14 protein-coding genes are annotated in these 13,794 nt (G+C 49.0%); 5 read left to right on the forward strand and 9 right to left on the reverse strand.

The annotated features are described in order from the left end of the window. Positions 1–73: 73 nt before the first annotated feature. Together MKZ24_RS31910 and MKZ24_RS31915 are read right to left on the reverse strand one after the other, a co-directional pair. Complete coding sequence (locus MKZ24_RS31910; RefSeq protein WP_340789840.1) at positions 74–1,081, reverse strand: sugar kinase; 1,008 nt, start codon at positions 1,079–1,081, stop codon at positions 74–76. Next, positions 1,078–2,133, reverse strand: a complete 1,056-nt coding sequence (locus tag MKZ24_RS31915; protein ID WP_340789842.1) for an SPFH domain-containing protein — start codon at positions 2,131–2,133, stop codon at positions 1,078–1,080. The genes MKZ24_RS31910 and MKZ24_RS31915 overlap by 4 nt, the downstream gene beginning before the upstream one ends. 349 nt (positions 2,134–2,482) lie before the next feature. Here MKZ24_RS31915 and MKZ24_RS31920 point away from each other — a divergent pair, with 349 nt between their 5' ends. Continuing rightward, a complete protein-coding gene (locus tag MKZ24_RS31920) occupies positions 2,483–3,487 on the forward strand; it encodes an ABC transporter substrate-binding protein (RefSeq protein WP_340789843.1) in 1,005 nt (334 codons plus the stop codon). Positions 3,488–3,633: 146 nt separating this feature from the next. Beyond that, positions 3,634–5,346: a helix-turn-helix domain-containing protein gene (locus MKZ24_RS31925; protein ID WP_340789845.1), complete on the forward strand. Its 1,713-nt coding sequence runs from the start codon at positions 3,634–3,636 to the stop codon at positions 5,344–5,346. Positions 5,347–5,578: 232 nt separating this feature from the next. Here MKZ24_RS31925 and MKZ24_RS31930 read toward each other — a convergent pair whose 3' ends face one another. The 3 genes from MKZ24_RS31930 to MKZ24_RS31940 form a co-directional block, all read right to left on the reverse strand. Next, entirely contained in the window at positions 5,579–6,271 is a 693-nt protein-coding gene (locus MKZ24_RS31930; RefSeq protein ID WP_340789847.1) for a copper homeostasis protein CutC, read from the reverse strand. A gap of 363 nt (positions 6,272–6,634) precedes the next feature. Then, positions 6,635–7,366, reverse strand: coding sequence for a ThuA domain-containing protein (locus tag MKZ24_RS31935; RefSeq protein WP_039309665.1), 732 nt, complete (start codon positions 7,364–7,366; stop codon positions 6,635–6,637). 113 nt (positions 7,367–7,479) lie between these two features. Continuing rightward, positions 7,480–8,358, reverse strand: coding sequence for an AraC family transcriptional regulator (locus MKZ24_RS31940; protein WP_042233066.1), 879 nt, complete (start codon positions 8,356–8,358; stop codon positions 7,480–7,482). Between the two features lie 200 nt (positions 8,359–8,558). On the opposite strand from MKZ24_RS31940, the gene MKZ24_RS31945 reads away from it, so the two are divergent. Continuing rightward, positions 8,559–9,218: a sensor domain-containing protein gene (locus tag MKZ24_RS31945; protein ID WP_081956389.1), complete on the forward strand. Its 660-nt coding sequence runs from the start codon at positions 8,559–8,561 to the stop codon at positions 9,216–9,218. 353 nt (positions 9,219–9,571) lie between these two features. On the opposite strand, the gene MKZ24_RS31950 is transcribed toward MKZ24_RS31945, so the two are convergent. Beyond that, positions 9,572–10,321, reverse strand: a complete 750-nt coding sequence (locus MKZ24_RS31950) for a DUF1835 domain-containing protein (RefSeq protein WP_340790262.1) — start codon at positions 10,319–10,321, stop codon at positions 9,572–9,574. A gap of 11 nt (positions 10,322–10,332) precedes the next feature. On the opposite strand from MKZ24_RS31950, the gene MKZ24_RS31955 reads away from it, so the two are divergent. Further along, positions 10,333–10,572, forward strand: coding sequence for a hypothetical protein (locus tag MKZ24_RS31955; RefSeq protein ID WP_156122961.1), 240 nt, complete (start codon positions 10,333–10,335; stop codon positions 10,570–10,572). Positions 10,573–10,591: 19 nt separating this feature from the next. On the opposite strand, the gene MKZ24_RS31960 is transcribed toward MKZ24_RS31955, so the two are convergent. After that, positions 10,592–10,990, reverse strand: a complete 399-nt coding sequence (locus MKZ24_RS31960; protein ID WP_042233060.1) for a DUF1835 domain-containing protein — start codon at positions 10,988–10,990, stop codon at positions 10,592–10,594. A gap of 481 nt (positions 10,991–11,471) precedes the next feature. Here MKZ24_RS31960 and MKZ24_RS31965 point away from each other — a divergent pair, with 481 nt between their 5' ends. After that, positions 11,472–12,464 carry a serine hydrolase domain-containing protein gene (locus tag MKZ24_RS31965; protein ID WP_340789852.1) on the forward strand — a complete coding sequence of 331 codons (993 nt, stop codon included), beginning with the start codon at positions 11,472–11,474 and terminating at the stop codon, positions 12,462–12,464. Between the two features lie 381 nt (positions 12,465–12,845). On the opposite strand, the gene MKZ24_RS31970 is transcribed toward MKZ24_RS31965, so the two are convergent. Further along, positions 12,846–13,400: an alpha/beta hydrolase gene (locus MKZ24_RS31970; RefSeq protein ID WP_340789854.1), complete on the reverse strand. Its 555-nt coding sequence runs from the start codon at positions 13,398–13,400 to the stop codon at positions 12,846–12,848. Between the two features lie 84 nt (positions 13,401–13,484). Continuing rightward, the gene (locus MKZ24_RS31975; RefSeq protein ID WP_179086387.1) at positions 13,485–13,649 is read right to left on the reverse strand and encodes a hypothetical protein; all 165 of its coding nucleotides are present in this window, start codon (positions 13,647–13,649) and stop codon (positions 13,485–13,487) included. Positions 13,650–13,794: the final 145 nt, after the last annotated feature.

Here is a 13,794-nt window from a genome sequence, read left to right on the forward strand (position 1 = left end):
CCATACCAGCGGCACGCGGAGAACCCCTTCTTTGTATCTGCGCTTTGCGCCTCGGCATTCATACATATGCATGTTAGACTACCAGCCGTCCCCTCTTCTCCGCGAGGCCAATCGTTGCCTCTACGCCGGAGTTGAATTCCAGGTAGTCGCTCTCGACTCCATCGCTGAAGATTACCCCGTCTTCCGGCATCTGCGAAGTAATTCGCAGCGGCATACGGCTGTTGATCCTGCCGAATACCAGATCGGCCGAAGTCGTCCGGCTGGGAAAAGGCTCCCGTACCGTAAAGTAGAGCTCCGGATGATCCCAGGCCAGCTTGAGCACCCCGCCGCTTTCCTGCGGTCTGCCCCCATCTACAGACGCGTGTGCTTCCAAGCCTGCATTTACCGTCACCTGTTCCGCTGCCTGCCATTGTGCCGCCTGGCTGACAATTCCCGCTGCACCGGCGAGAACGCTTTTGAGCCAGCCGGTGGAGCCCATGCCGGTGGAGACAATAATCCCGCTGGAGGACTGCTGCTCCAGCGTGCCGTTCAGTTCAAGCTGATAACGGGCCGAGACATGGGTCCGGCGGCCGATGAACAGATCGTTGACACCGTACAGGCTCTGGCCGTCGTTCAGCTCTGCCCTGGCAAGTGTAACCTCGCGTACCTGGCGCTGGCTGCGGAGCACCTCCGGCACCAGCTGCCGCAGGTCCTTAACCGTGAAGGGCAGCAGCACACCATCCCAGCGCTGCGGATCGGGATTCACGCCGATCAGCGGCTGCTCCCGCAGGTATTTCAGTGTATTGGCCACCAGACCGTCCTGCCCCAGCACCACTACTGTATCCCGCTCTCCAAAAATAAAGTTAGGCACATGCTGCCGGTCCAGAAGCTGCAGCCGGCCGGCCGCGCTCAGCTCGGTTACAGCAGCCTCTACCGCCTTGCGGTAATTGAAATCCTCACTGAGATAATCGCTGAAATCGGCCCCCAGCCGTTCAATATAGAACTGGGCCTGCTGGATCGTATTGTAGCGGACCACCAGTTCTTCCAGGCGCGTCTTACGCTTGATCAGAATAATCTTGTTCTCGGATACCGGGCTGCTCATCGTCCGTTGCCTCCTCTTGCCGCACCTGCCCCGTTACCCGGTGATCCGGCCATAATTCCCTGTAAAAGATCCGGCGTAATATTGAGCTGCCCGATCTTCCCGGCATTCTCAGCCAGCTCCTGGAACGCGATGGCAATCAGCTTATCCGGATTCATGCCTACATTCGTCAGTGCCTGAAGTACACTTGGTGCTACGCCCTGGAGCGAATTCATCACCGCCGACAACTCGTAGGCCTTGGCATCCGCTTCCGCTCTCTGATTCGCCACCGTCAGTTCAATCAGCTCCTGCTTCTTCTCCTCCAGCGCAGTATCGAAGCTGAGCTGCTCTTCCTTCATCTCGTTCTGCTTCTGCTTCACCGAGCGTTCGGCATCGAGCTGGGTTTCGCGGATCTGCCGCTTCTTCGTCTCCACGGCGATCTCCGTATTCAGCTCATTCTCCTTCACACGCCGCTCCTGCTGAATCGAGGCATTGCGCCGTTCATACAGCGCATCGTCGGCGCTGCGGAGAATCTCCTCCCTGGCCTGCGCCTCCAGCGCGCGCAGCGTTTCCTTATTCGGCACGATCGCCAGAATGGACAGCCCCATTAGCTCGATGCCCAGCTTCTCTATCTCCGCACTCTGTCCGATTTCGAGCGTAATTGTCTTAGCCAGACGTTCACTCGACTGAATGGCTTCCTTCAGCGGCAGCTGCCCGAGCTGCTTCTTGGTCAGCACCTTGGCGATATTGATCACCCGCTGGGCCAGCTTGTGCGGATCATCGGAGAGGTAGGTATTCTTCCGCAGATTATACGTATAGTTAAGAATCTGTGTAGTCTTGCGGTAATCCACGATCCGGTAGGTCAGCTGCCCCTGCACGGTCACCGTCTGATAATCAGCCGTAATTTCCTCGAACATAAACGGTACATCAATCGAAGAGACCGGCACCACTACAACCGAGGTCGTAGGCGCGTAATAATGGAAAGAAAGTCCTACACCTTCCTGCACTACCTTACCGTTCTTCACCTTAAGGACATATTCACTGGGCTGGAACTTTACGAAGCGGAATCCGAACATGGTCATTACCTCCTGCTGTTTATTTTAGCGATTGATATTAACTTAATGTTATTATTAATTTGTTATTAACAACATCTTAGCAGACTTTGATGATATTATCAATATGTTAATAACAAAAATCCGCTATATTTCCCCACACCTAAGAAGACCTTCGGAAGGGACGGATTTCATGCATCATTACAACCCAAACTGAATATTGACTGAATGGCGGCATTCTTCTTTTGCACAAACTCGAGTTCCCGCTTTGGGTTTTGTCCATTGAGTAACGAAGGGTTATCCTCTATGATAATTTAAACGAGAATGATTATCATTATTGGTAATCGATATACACATGGGAGGCATACTTACAATGAACAAGGCAAGACAACCTTTCGCTATCCTGTGCATCATCTTCCTGATGAGCACCTTACTGCTCGCCTGCAGCAGCAAGAATGATGAAGGCAACGCTGCGGCTAACACAGCTGCCGGCAATACCGCTGCAACCGCCGCTCCAACCGTAGAAGCTACTTCAGAACCGGCAGCCACAACACGCCCTTACACCGATTACAAAGGCCATACGGTTGAGATTCCTGTGAACCCGCAACGGATCATCTACTCCGGGGAAACTTACGGCGATCTGATTGCCCTGGGCGTACAGGCCATCGGCTATCCGCTCTCCATGGCTGAAGGCCAGGTGTTCAAAGACAAGCTGACCGGGGTAGAAGATGTCGGCTTCCCGATCAACCTGGAGAAGACGCTTGAGCTTCAGCCGGATCTGATCATCTATGCCGGAATTGAAGAGGCTGATTTCGATGCCTTGTCCAAAATCGCTCCAACGATTATCTTCGATACCTTCGCCCCGCTGAAGGAACGGATGCAGGAAATCGGCGGTATCTTGGGCAAGACGGCAGAAGCAGAAGCCTGGCTGGCCCAGTACCAGACACAGGAAGATGCCATGTGGGCCCAGCTTAAAGCTTCAGGCATGAAGGAAGGCGAAACTGCCGCAGTCTTCACCTACTATCCGGGCGACAGACTGTTTGTAATGGCTACAACCGGCCTGTCGCAGGTACTGTATGGAGAGAATGGATTCAAGCCTACTGCCGCTATTCAAAAGGTGCTTGACGCCGACATGGGCTTCCAGGAGATTTCGATGGAGGTTATCCAGGAATACGCAGGGGACCGTATTTTCCTTCTGACGCCGGTAGCTGACGAAGCCAAGGCATCGACCGACAAGCTGCTGGAGAGTGCAGTCTGGAAAAGCCTGCCGGCTGTTAAGAACGGCTATGTCTATACACAGGACATCATGAAAACCTCCAGTGATGCCGCCACCAGAGAATGGCTGCTGGGTGAAATCCCCGCCATGCTGAATAAGTAACGATTACGCATGCAGACAGGACGAATATTAAAAGCAGCTTATCAACTAATGTTGATACGCTGCTTTATTTTATATACAATGAGGTTTATTGATAATCGTTCTCAATATACATCTAAATTCAACTGCCCTGAAAGGAGTGCTGAGCCTTGAGACAGAATGCCTTGAATCCGGGACTCCCCCCCGCCTCCGCACTCGCAGCGGCTCCGGCCCTGCCGGCGGTTCCGCTCCGCTCCCTGCTGTTTCAGCTGAAGGGCATTGAGCTGGTAATCCAGAGTGCCAACACTGTGTCCGCTGTGCAGACTGCCGGTCAGCATACACTTCTGATCTTTACCGGAGGCCGCGGTGAGCTCTGTATCGGGGAGCAGCCGGCCCTTTCAGTACATGCAGACAAGTGTTGTCTGCTGTCCCCCGGAACTTCCTACAGTACGGATAACGCAGAAATGACACTATACTATTATTTGATATCCTTTGCCGCTATTACGGCTGGAGATTCCCCTGCTTCCCATACAGCTGAATTGCTGCCGGGCCGGAAAGAGCTAATCGTCCACCCTTTCACCCGGGTGATCCGGCTCGCGGAAGAGCTGCTTGCGAACCCGGGCAGCGGGGACGAGCTCCAGTATTTCAGACAGCAGCTACAGTTCCAGGAGCTGCTGCTCCTGCTGTTTGAACATAATTACTCCACCCGCCAGCTGCCCAGTCCCGCGCAATCCGTGGAGAGTACGATCCAATTCCTGCAGGATCATTATATGGAGAGCATTACGGTGAAGCAGCTTGCGGAGCTGGCACAGGTCTCTCCCTGGCAATACACCCCTATCTTCCAGAAGCTGACCGGCAAGCGGCCGCTCGATTATCTGACCGATTTGCGCATCGGGCACTCCAAGAACTATCTGCAGGAATCGGCCGAGCCGCTGCGCGAAATCGCCCGGCTGGTCGGCTTCTCCGATGAATATTACTTCAGCCGCCGCTTCCGGCAGAAGACGGGAGTCACGCCCGGGCAGTATGCCCAGGCCCAGCAGCGCAAAGTTACCGTCAAGGATTGGACGGGGCATGAAGTGGAAATTCCGGAGCGGCCGAAGCGGATTGTCTACCACGGGGAGACACTGGGAGATTTGCTGGCGCTGGGAGTCAAGCCTGCCGGAGGCGATGAGGCCTTCGCCCGGAACAGCGTCTATAAGCACCGGGTCAAGAATCTGGCCAATGTCGGCTTCCCGCTGGACCCGCAGCTGACCCGGCTGATCAGCCCTGACCTGATTATTATCGCGAATTCGGACGAGCGCGCCTATACGCGCGTCTCCGGTATCGCCCCGACCCTCACCTTCGATTCGTTCGCGCCGCTCGAGCAGCGGCTGCGGATACTTGGCGGGTGGCTCGGCAGGCAGCGTGAAGCGGAAGCCTGGCTGGAGGCCTATCACGCCAAAAACGCTGCCATGTGGCAGCGTCTGTACGCAGAGGGACTCCAGCCGGGAGAAACCGCATCCGCGCTGGTCTACGACCATGGCAACCGCCTGTTCGCTATGGCGATGACCGGACTGTCCACGGCCCTGTATGCTCCCGGCGGCCTGCAGCCGACGGCAGAGATTAAGGGCCTGCTGGACCAGGGGCTTGGCTTCGGCGAGGTTGATCCGGCGAAGCTGCACAGCTACGCGGGGGACCGCGTCTTCATGCTCATCCCGGAGCGCCCGGACTCGCGGGAAGCCATGGAGCAGCTGCTGCGGACGCCGCTGTGGAACAGCCTGCCCGCCGTACAGGAGGGCCGCGTCTATATGCTCGACGGCGCCAAATGGAATTCCGGCGATGCCCTGACCCGCGAGCGGCTGTTGACCCTGCTGCCCAGGCTGCTGGGGGGAGCGGGCGGGTAGCCCGGGCAGTGGCTTAGGTTGCCGCCTCTCTACAGCTCAAATGTTTATTTTGCCGCTTCAGGAGTAAAGTCCTTGATTTTCAGCAACAGAATGCCCAGGCCGGCTTCGCTTCCGGCAGTTCTATAGTGCGGCCGCCTGCGGCCCGGCTCCATTTCAGCTCTCCGTTCCAGCTTCTGCTCTTTGCGCAGTTCATGCAACGTCCGTTATGTCAAAGTGCCAAAGCTCACCTCTTCTATGGCTGGAGTATCCTGCGGACAGCTTCCAGCCGCCGGGGGTCAACAGGCTTCAGCGGATCACCGTCCAACCGGACTGCTGAGCCGAAGTGTACCCGGCTGACTGCGGTATGGGCAAGGAAATCCTTCAGGCTTGCAGCGTTTAAGCCGCTGCCGGCCAGGATGGATAGCGGAGTATCTGCAGACAGCTGCTGCAGTACGGCAATCCGTGCCATTCCCTCCGGCGAAGTAGCTACGGCACTGCCGCCGGAGGTCAATATATCCGTAATCTGCGGATACCGCTTCAAAACCTCTAGGGCCTCAAGCTGATCCCGCACCTCATCAAAGGCCCGGTGGTACGTAACCTCCATTCCGTCCGCAGCATCAAGCAGCCGGATTAGCAGTTCTTCATCTACAGTCTGGTCACTGCGGAGCATACCCATAACCAGGGATAAGCCGCCTATCCCGGCAATGTGGCGGATATCGCGCAGCATCGTTTCTGCGTCGGATGGGTCATACATGAAGGAATATGCATGCGGCCTCACCATCACTCTTACGGGAATACTGACTGCCTCCCGCACAGCTTCAATCAGCCCTAGGCTGGGTGTTAATCCGCCTTCACGGATCCCGGTAATCAACTCGATCCGGTCCGCTCCATAACGTTCTGCTGTGATTGCATCACTTACTGTCGTGGCTATGACCTCTAGCAGCATAATTCACGCTCCTTCCCTTCCTTGTTTTATCTTGTTCCTAATCATCCACGCCGCGCCCGGTCATTTCTATCCCAGCCGCCCGCTGCCTCTAGTTGTTCCACCGCCACATATCATCAGCCTCTTCCACGATCCAATAAATTTCATTCAGTATAAAGGATTCCGCAGGCTGATGCATCGAAATGTTCACCATCCAAATTTGTGAAGGCCAGCCTCAAAATGAAAATGTTGTACGTAGTGCTACTCGAACCTCCCTATACTGAAGCATTTTTAAGGATTGTTGTATCCGTTAAGCGCAGCAGCACAAAAAACCGCCAAACCGTTAGGTCTGACGGGTAACTTTTCTATCGACTGCAAGGCTAGAGGTTATACACCTACTGTGCTTCTAATCGGCTCCAGTGCCTCGGAATGGCCGTACACCGGAACATCACGCTTGACCGGAGCACACCAGTTCACGCCGTTGATGATAACCTGCTGAATTTCCTTGTTGTAATAGGTTGGATAGGACTCGTGGCCGGGCTGGAAATAGAAAATATTCCCGCTGCCGCGCCGGTACGTTGATCCGCTCGGGAACACATTACCGCCTTCGAACCAGCCGACAAAGATCAGGCTCTCCGGTGCAGGCACGTCAAAGTGCGCCCCGTACATCTCTTCCTGCTCCAGGTCAATATATTCGCCGATGCCTGCGGCAATCGGATGGCTGGGCTCCATCACCCAGAGGCGTTCTTTCTCCCCGGCTTCACGCCATTTCAGATCACAGCTTGTGCCCATGAGCTTGATGAAGATTTTGGACATGTGGCCTGAATGCAGCACCACCAGCCCCATCCCCTCCAGCACACGCTTATGAATCCGGTTCACTACCTCGTCACTCACTTCCTGATGGGCAACATGCCCCCACCATACCAGTACATCAGTGTTATTCAGCACTTCTTCTGTCAGGCCATGCTCCGGCTCATCCAGCGTTGCCGTTCTTGTATCCAGTCCCGCTGCGCTCAGAAAAGAGGCCAGCTGTACATGTATGCCATTCGGATAGACCTGGCGGATTCGTTCTTCCTGCCGCTCATGGCGGTATTCATTCCATACGGTTACTCTGGTCACTATGGACACTCTCCTGTTTCAAAGGTGAATTTTACGGTTAATTTTAGTTTTTGACTACTTTTTATACCTCTATCATACAAATCTGCAAGCAGGCTTTCTTCCTGCATTCTTGCTCAATTATTCCCGGATATTGTCTTGCGGTATTTAAGCGGAGAGATCCCCGTAGCTTCCTTGAATAAATGGTGAAAGGTCTTCCCGCTGCCGAACCCGGCCGCTTCCGCTACCGCTGACATCGGCAGGTCTTCATTGAGCAGAATCCACTTGGCCTTATTCAGCCGGTATTCCGTCAAAAACGCGACAAAGGTCATCCCCGTATTCTTCTTGAACAGCTTGGTGAAATAATACGGGCTGAAGCCCATGTACCCGGCCACCTCATTCAGTGTAATCGCTTCCTGATAATGCTGCTCCACATAGCTGAAGATCCGCTCCAGCCGCTCCAGCGTCTCTCTGGACTGGGACAATGTGTCTTCCGAGAACTTGGGCTGCTTCTTGACCCTGCTCTTCGGCACCTCCCGCATAATAACCGTCAGCATTTCAAACATCCTGGCCTTAATCAGATAAGCGTAGCCTTCCCGGCGCTGTGTATCCTCCTCATAAATGCTCTCAATCAGAGCCTTTATACTGGCGGCAGCCCCTTCCGGCCACTTTGAACTGGAGAATTCCATCTCCATGAACATATCCCGCAGCGGATAATCATTGCCTCCCAGTGCTGCAACCTCCTGAAAGAAATTCAGATCAAACTGTATCACTACCCGCTCACTGCCCGTTGACGCCAGGAAATAATGCACATCTCCGCCGTTGATGAACTGCACTTCACCCTGCTCCATCCGGATCGGCACATCATTGATTCCCAGATTCAGGCTTCCCTTGGTTACATAGATAATTTCGATTTCTTTATGCCAATGCGGATAGGTCAGATCATCTCCTCCGCAGACCAGGCTGCGAAACGGAAAATGCTTGTCCACATCCGGAATTTCCAGATAGATATTCATAAGCGCGGCTCCTTGTCCGGGATATTGATCACTGCACACTCTATATTCATTTTAGAGAAATATGCCTGCCCATGCCACCTTAAAGTAAAGGAGAGCCGCACTAGACCAAAGACCAGTATTATTCCCGCCTCCGGGTGCGTGTATTGTATGGATTTAACCTTTATACTGAAGAAGGTAAAATTTGGAGAGGGGTTGCCCTGATGTTACGACGAAGTATAAACGCGTGGAAAATGCTCATGCTTTCTTTGCCTAAAGGAATTATCGCTTTTGTTATTGCCGTTACAGGCCTATGTGTAAGTCTGCCTCTGGTAATTATATGGGTTGGGCTGCCTCTGCTGGCCCTGACACTAACCTGGTGCCGCACGATGATGATCAGTGAACAGAAGGCTGCTGAAGCCTGGTCTCATGGTAAAGGGGGGGCCGCGCAGCAAATTATGCCAGACCATCCGCCTGCCTTCCGCTGGGAAGGTCTGCGGACATTAGGATACCAGCTTCGCCAAGGCCAGTCTTACCGGGGAATTCTGTACAGCATACTGCAGCTGCCCGCAGGTATTCTGGGATTCACCCTTGCTCTTACCCTGCCCTCGGTTGCCATTAGCGCCCTCCTGTCGCCTGTAGTCCAGAAAGTCAGCTCTTCCGTATTCTCCTATGACCAGAATGTGCTGGACCCGGATGTCTTCGTGTTCCTGTCTGATACTACACCGGACGAACGCTCCTGGATCGTATGCGGAATGGGATTTGTACTGCTGCTGATCCTGCCGCTACTGCTTTCGGGCCTTGGACGTTTGTATACTGCCTGGATCAACATGATCTCTGGAACACATCAGGATGTGAAAGCTCCGCTCGAAATATTAGCGTAATGATTTGTCACTCTTAGTGGTTATATTTCTCAATATTCTCCAAGTAAAATATACAATTATTCCAAGTAGCATTAGACTGGAGAATTCAATTATTCTCCACATTGAACTATATTCATGTCCAAATGTTATTTTATGTTGTAGATAATCCATAGTCGTATACTCATTTACAATGTCTGGAACATATTTCTTTGAAAGATACATCCCGCGAATAATCTGAATAGCATAATAAACAAATGCAAATATTAGTCCTACAATCAGGCTTCGGATTAATGGTTTTTTCATAGTGACCTCCTTCTATTCAATAGGCAGCCAATGATTTTGGCTGCCTATTGTCATGCTGCTATCATTATCCGTTAGCTCAACCTACGGGTGCCAAGTTTAACAGAGAACTGATACAAGGGCCTTGGCAGTCCGCTAAACTCTAAAACCCCTTGGTTAACTAAGCTCCATATTCTATTGGTAATAAATGAATACCCTACGAGTTGATGAGACGTATCACATACTCTCGCGACGACACTCCCCGCCTTGATAAACCCATTCTCATCTTGTTCTTGCTCTAGTTCAATGACTGACCTTATTATCACTTCGTCCAGAGCAGATTCATCAGTACCTTTAACAGAACCTTCTTTCCACAAACGGAGCACATGATTTTCATTCGAGAGCATTAGCCATTCTGATTCATACCTTTTTCTTTGGTTAGGATCAAGAGGAGCACCTTCATAATTCTTTTTTACGATTTCCTGAAAATGCTCTCGATCGATTAAACCACTAAAATAGGGGTTTAATCCTTCTTTGTAATGAAGCCCAGTAGCATTAAAGAGTTCTGTCACATTGACAACATTAACTGGCTGTTTTCGATCTCTCAACAAATGTATTACGAAACGTAAGCCTGTCTGATCATGTGCGTTATCCGCGCACCAAATGACAATGGTTTTACTTTCTGGAATATTCTTTACTGCCTCTACCATTTTCGCAAGCAGATGCTCTGGGACATAGCTAAAGTCTCCATCGTTTTCCGTCAACCAAAAAAGTCTATTCTGCTGCCCAGTTTTCTGTGAAAATACGTCTGGCACTGCGATAAACGCACGGCTTACGCGGCGCACCCAGTCCAATTGTGTTCGGTTTTTCGATTACATTTGGCCTACGCGGCGCACCCAGTCCAATTGTGTTCGGTTTTTCGATTACATTTGGCCTACGCGGTGCACCCAGTCCAATTGTGTTCGGTTTTTCGATTACATTTGGCCTACGCGGTGCACCCAGTCCAATTGTGTTCGGTTTTTCGATTACATTTGGCCTACGCAGTGCACCCAGTCCAATTGTGTTCGGTTTTCCGTTAAAATATGTTAATAAATGAAAAGACGATGTTCTGTTTTTTAGCCACGCTGCTCATTTTCATGCTGGAGTTGTGCCTTGAAAGACATGTTTGTTTTCGTATCTAAATTAGTTATGGGTCCAACTGAAAACAATTCATTGAATGCTAAGACTTGGCATAGCTCCCGTTTGCCGATTTTACTTAGAGTTACTTTTAATGAACCTGCATCAGAGAGGCTGAAAACAAGATAGACATATTGTTGGAGTTCATTCATTTGTAATTTATGGTTGTGAACCGCCTCTATCTGGGTTTGAAGTATATTAACGAGTCCTGCTGCTAACTTTTTTTCTTCAATACTGCCGTCCTTACCATAACGATCTACTGTATTTAACAAATTGTAAAGGAACAACCGCAGATCATTTCCATCAAATTGATGTAGGCTATCGTAGAACTTCTCCATGGATATCCTCCTCACAGGGCATATCCACTATAGTACCATATATTGTAATAATCCTACCTCTAGTTGTATAGTAGCTACTGTTTCTGCCGCTACTGTTTCTGCCGCTATTGTATGGCGCTATCGTTTATTGAGGGAGGAATATCTCTATTGTAGCATTTTCCATTTAATGCTATCATTAGTTTAACAACAAATTGATTTAGGTTACCTATATCAAAAAAGTGGGTGTGGTATTTTGCAGAAGAAAGAGATTAGTCTAGGTATACCTCGAAATGACGGGCAATTAAGTATTATATTAAATAAAGGGGGGGCACGTACTGGATCGGGGAAAAAACGGTTAGGTATAACAAAAAAGATATCCTTGACTCTAACAGAAGATAAATGGAAAAAAATTAATTCTTATTGTAATGCGAATGAAACATCTCAGTCAGAAGCATTGAGAAACATAATAAACCAATATTTTGAAAACTAAGGAGTGTCAATATTGCCGAGTATAGCTGAAAATATTGGTGATTATATAAAAGAATATCAAAGCAATAATTTGTTTTCAGGCGCGGTCTTGATTTCAAAACAATCTGAGATTATATACTGTGAAGGCCATGGAAAAGCAAGTTATGAGTTAGGTGTACCTATTACATCAAAAACAAAATTTAGGATTGGCTCCATCACAAAAACTTTCACAGCCGTTTCCATATTACAGTTGGTTGATAAAGGTTTACTAAAGTTAGATGATCGTATTGAAAAGTTTTTCCCGTCACAGAGAGGGGGGGACAAAATAACAATTAGCCACTTGTTATCTCATACATCTGGTATTGAAAATTATACCGAAAATCCCACTATGAACGAATGGGCTAATGTTAACGTAAGCCCCGATGAAATATTCCAACGTTTTTCAAACAAAGAATTACAATCTAGTCCTGGAACTGAGTATTCCTATTCAAATTCAAACTACGTTATTCTTGGTATGGTAATTGAAAAAATAACCGGTAAATCTTATGATTCTGTTATTAAAGAAGGTATTTTCGACCCTTTGGGGATGCAAGATTCAGACATTGAAGTAGCTTTTAGAATTGTGGAGAATCGCTCAACAGGATATGAGCTGGATCGGTCGGAGTCACTAATATACTCACCATTTTTTAACACCACTAACGCCTTTGCTACTGGGAATATTACCTCTACAGTTTCGGACCTCCATCTATGGGACAGAGCTTTATATTCGGACAAGTTCATCTCCCCCAGTCTTAAAAGCAAAATGTACAAACCTATATTATACAATTCACAATATGGTTACGGATGGTTTATACAAGACACTCCTTTCGGGCTAGTTGCTTTACATAGTGGGGGAATCTCTGGTTATACCTCAATGCTTTTAAGATTTTTAGATAGTGGAATAACAGTTATTGTACTCAGTAATATTTCGAATGATATTAGTGAGATTAGCAAGGGACTAGCTGCTATTGCTCATAGACCTTTATAAAATCCCAAATTAATAATAAAATCTGACGCTAAAAAAGTGCCGTTTTTTGTTCCGACAGCTAGGCTCAACTGCCTATTAGCTGAATAGGCAACCGAAGATTTCGGCTGCCTATTTTTATGGTGCTATCGTTCCCTTTAGTTCATTAAAGGGAACTTTCTTTTGAAGTTTCAAGGCAATCGATTACTACCCTCCATGCCGATGATAACGGATCGATTAGCAAAAAATGTTCCACCTCAGGAAGCACTACCAAGTGTACTTTATCGCCAAGTTCAATAGCATTACGATGATACTCAACACTCAATTTAGCGGGGACATGGCGGTCTAATTCACCATGAATTAAGATTTGCACGACGTTCAATGGTAACAATTCTATTGGTGAAGCTAACCTATAACGTTCAGATACTTCATGCGGTGATCCCCAATTAAAGAAGCTACGGGACTAACTCCACCTTTTTCTTCCTGGATAGCCCACATCTTCCTGAGATCCGAAACCCCTGCCAAACTTATCACGATCTGTATAGATACGAGCAGAGTACTACCGATCTCATCCGAATGAACATTGTTCATTCGGGATGCCAACCAGAGCGCTAAGTGTCCCCCTGCTGAGTGTCCAAGGATAACCACCTGAGAGAGGTCGAGCTGAAATCGTTCCTCAAGCTGGGTCAAGTGATTTACAGCATCTATAATATCAACAAATGTTCCTGGCCAACCCCCGCCATCTTCCCCAACTCTACGATACTCTATATTCCAAGTAGCATATCCCCGACGAGTCAAGTCTTCATCAATTGGATCAAATTCTTCAAGTCCATATTTCGATTGCCAAAAACCACCATGAATCGTAATCACTACGGGACAACATCCAGACAAATTTGGCATACGCAATACTCCGAATTGTGAAGGGTGATCACCATATGGTACATGAAAAGCTTTTGTCATATAAAAGCCCCATTCATTCTAAAAGTAATATATTTCATCTAAACCATGCTTCTTTTTTAATTCAATTAGGCGCAAGCTTGTGTCTTAATTTTTCTCTAAAATAACAAGTGAATAAACCGTACCCCCAGATTCACCACCAGACATGGCACTCTGACTGACCACTTTCCATCCTCCCTCTAAAAGTTGATTCAACTCATTCAAGTTATTCCTTTTGTCGCTAAAATAATGAACAACGATTGCCTTTTGCATTAAATATCCCCTCCTAGAAAGCTTAAATGAAATTTTAGTCTTTTCGATTGCCACTTCAGTTTTATTTATAAATTCTGGTCGATAGTTTCGTCATCCTGCCCGTTGAGGAGGGATCGTTTACTGCCCTAATATCTGCTTCAAATAA

The sequence above is a fragment of the Paenibacillus sp. FSL R7-0297 genome, assembly GCF_038009025.1.
In the GTDB taxonomy this organism is placed as follows: domain Bacteria; phylum Bacillota; class Bacilli; order Paenibacillales; family Paenibacillaceae; genus Paenibacillus_AQ.

Coding starts and splice junctions, on each gene's coding strand:
- MKZ24_RS31940 (WP_042233066.1), bottom strand. CDS start 8,358: ATGAATATCTATCTGGAAATTCCGGATGTGGACAAGCATTTTCCGTTT.
- MKZ24_RS31920 (WP_340789843.1), top strand. CDS start 2,483: ATGAACAAGGCAAGACAACCTTTCGCTATCCTGTGCATCATCTTCCTG.
- MKZ24_RS31945 (WP_081956389.1), top strand. CDS start 8,559: ATGTTACGACGAAGTATAAACGCGTGGAAAATGCTCATGCTTTCTTTG.
- MKZ24_RS31960 (WP_042233060.1), bottom strand. CDS start 10,990: ATGGAGAAGTTCTACGATAGCCTACATCAATTTGATGGAAATGATCTG.
- MKZ24_RS31930 (WP_340789847.1), bottom strand. CDS start 6,271: ATGCTGCTAGAGGTCATAGCCACGACAGTAAGTGATGCAATCACAGCA.
- MKZ24_RS31975 (WP_179086387.1), bottom strand. CDS start 13,649: ATGCAAAAGGCAATCGTTGTTCATTATTTTAGCGACAAAAGGAATAAC.
- MKZ24_RS31970 (WP_340789854.1), bottom strand. CDS start 13,400: ATGACAAAAGCTTTTCATGTACCATATGGTGATCACCCTTCACAATTC.
- MKZ24_RS31915 (WP_340789842.1), bottom strand. CDS start 2,133: ATGTTCGGATTCCGCTTCGTAAAGTTCCAGCCCAGTGAATATGTCCTT.
- MKZ24_RS31910 (WP_340789840.1), bottom strand. CDS start 1,081: ATGAGCAGCCCGGTATCCGAGAACAAGATTATTCTGATCAAGCGTAAG.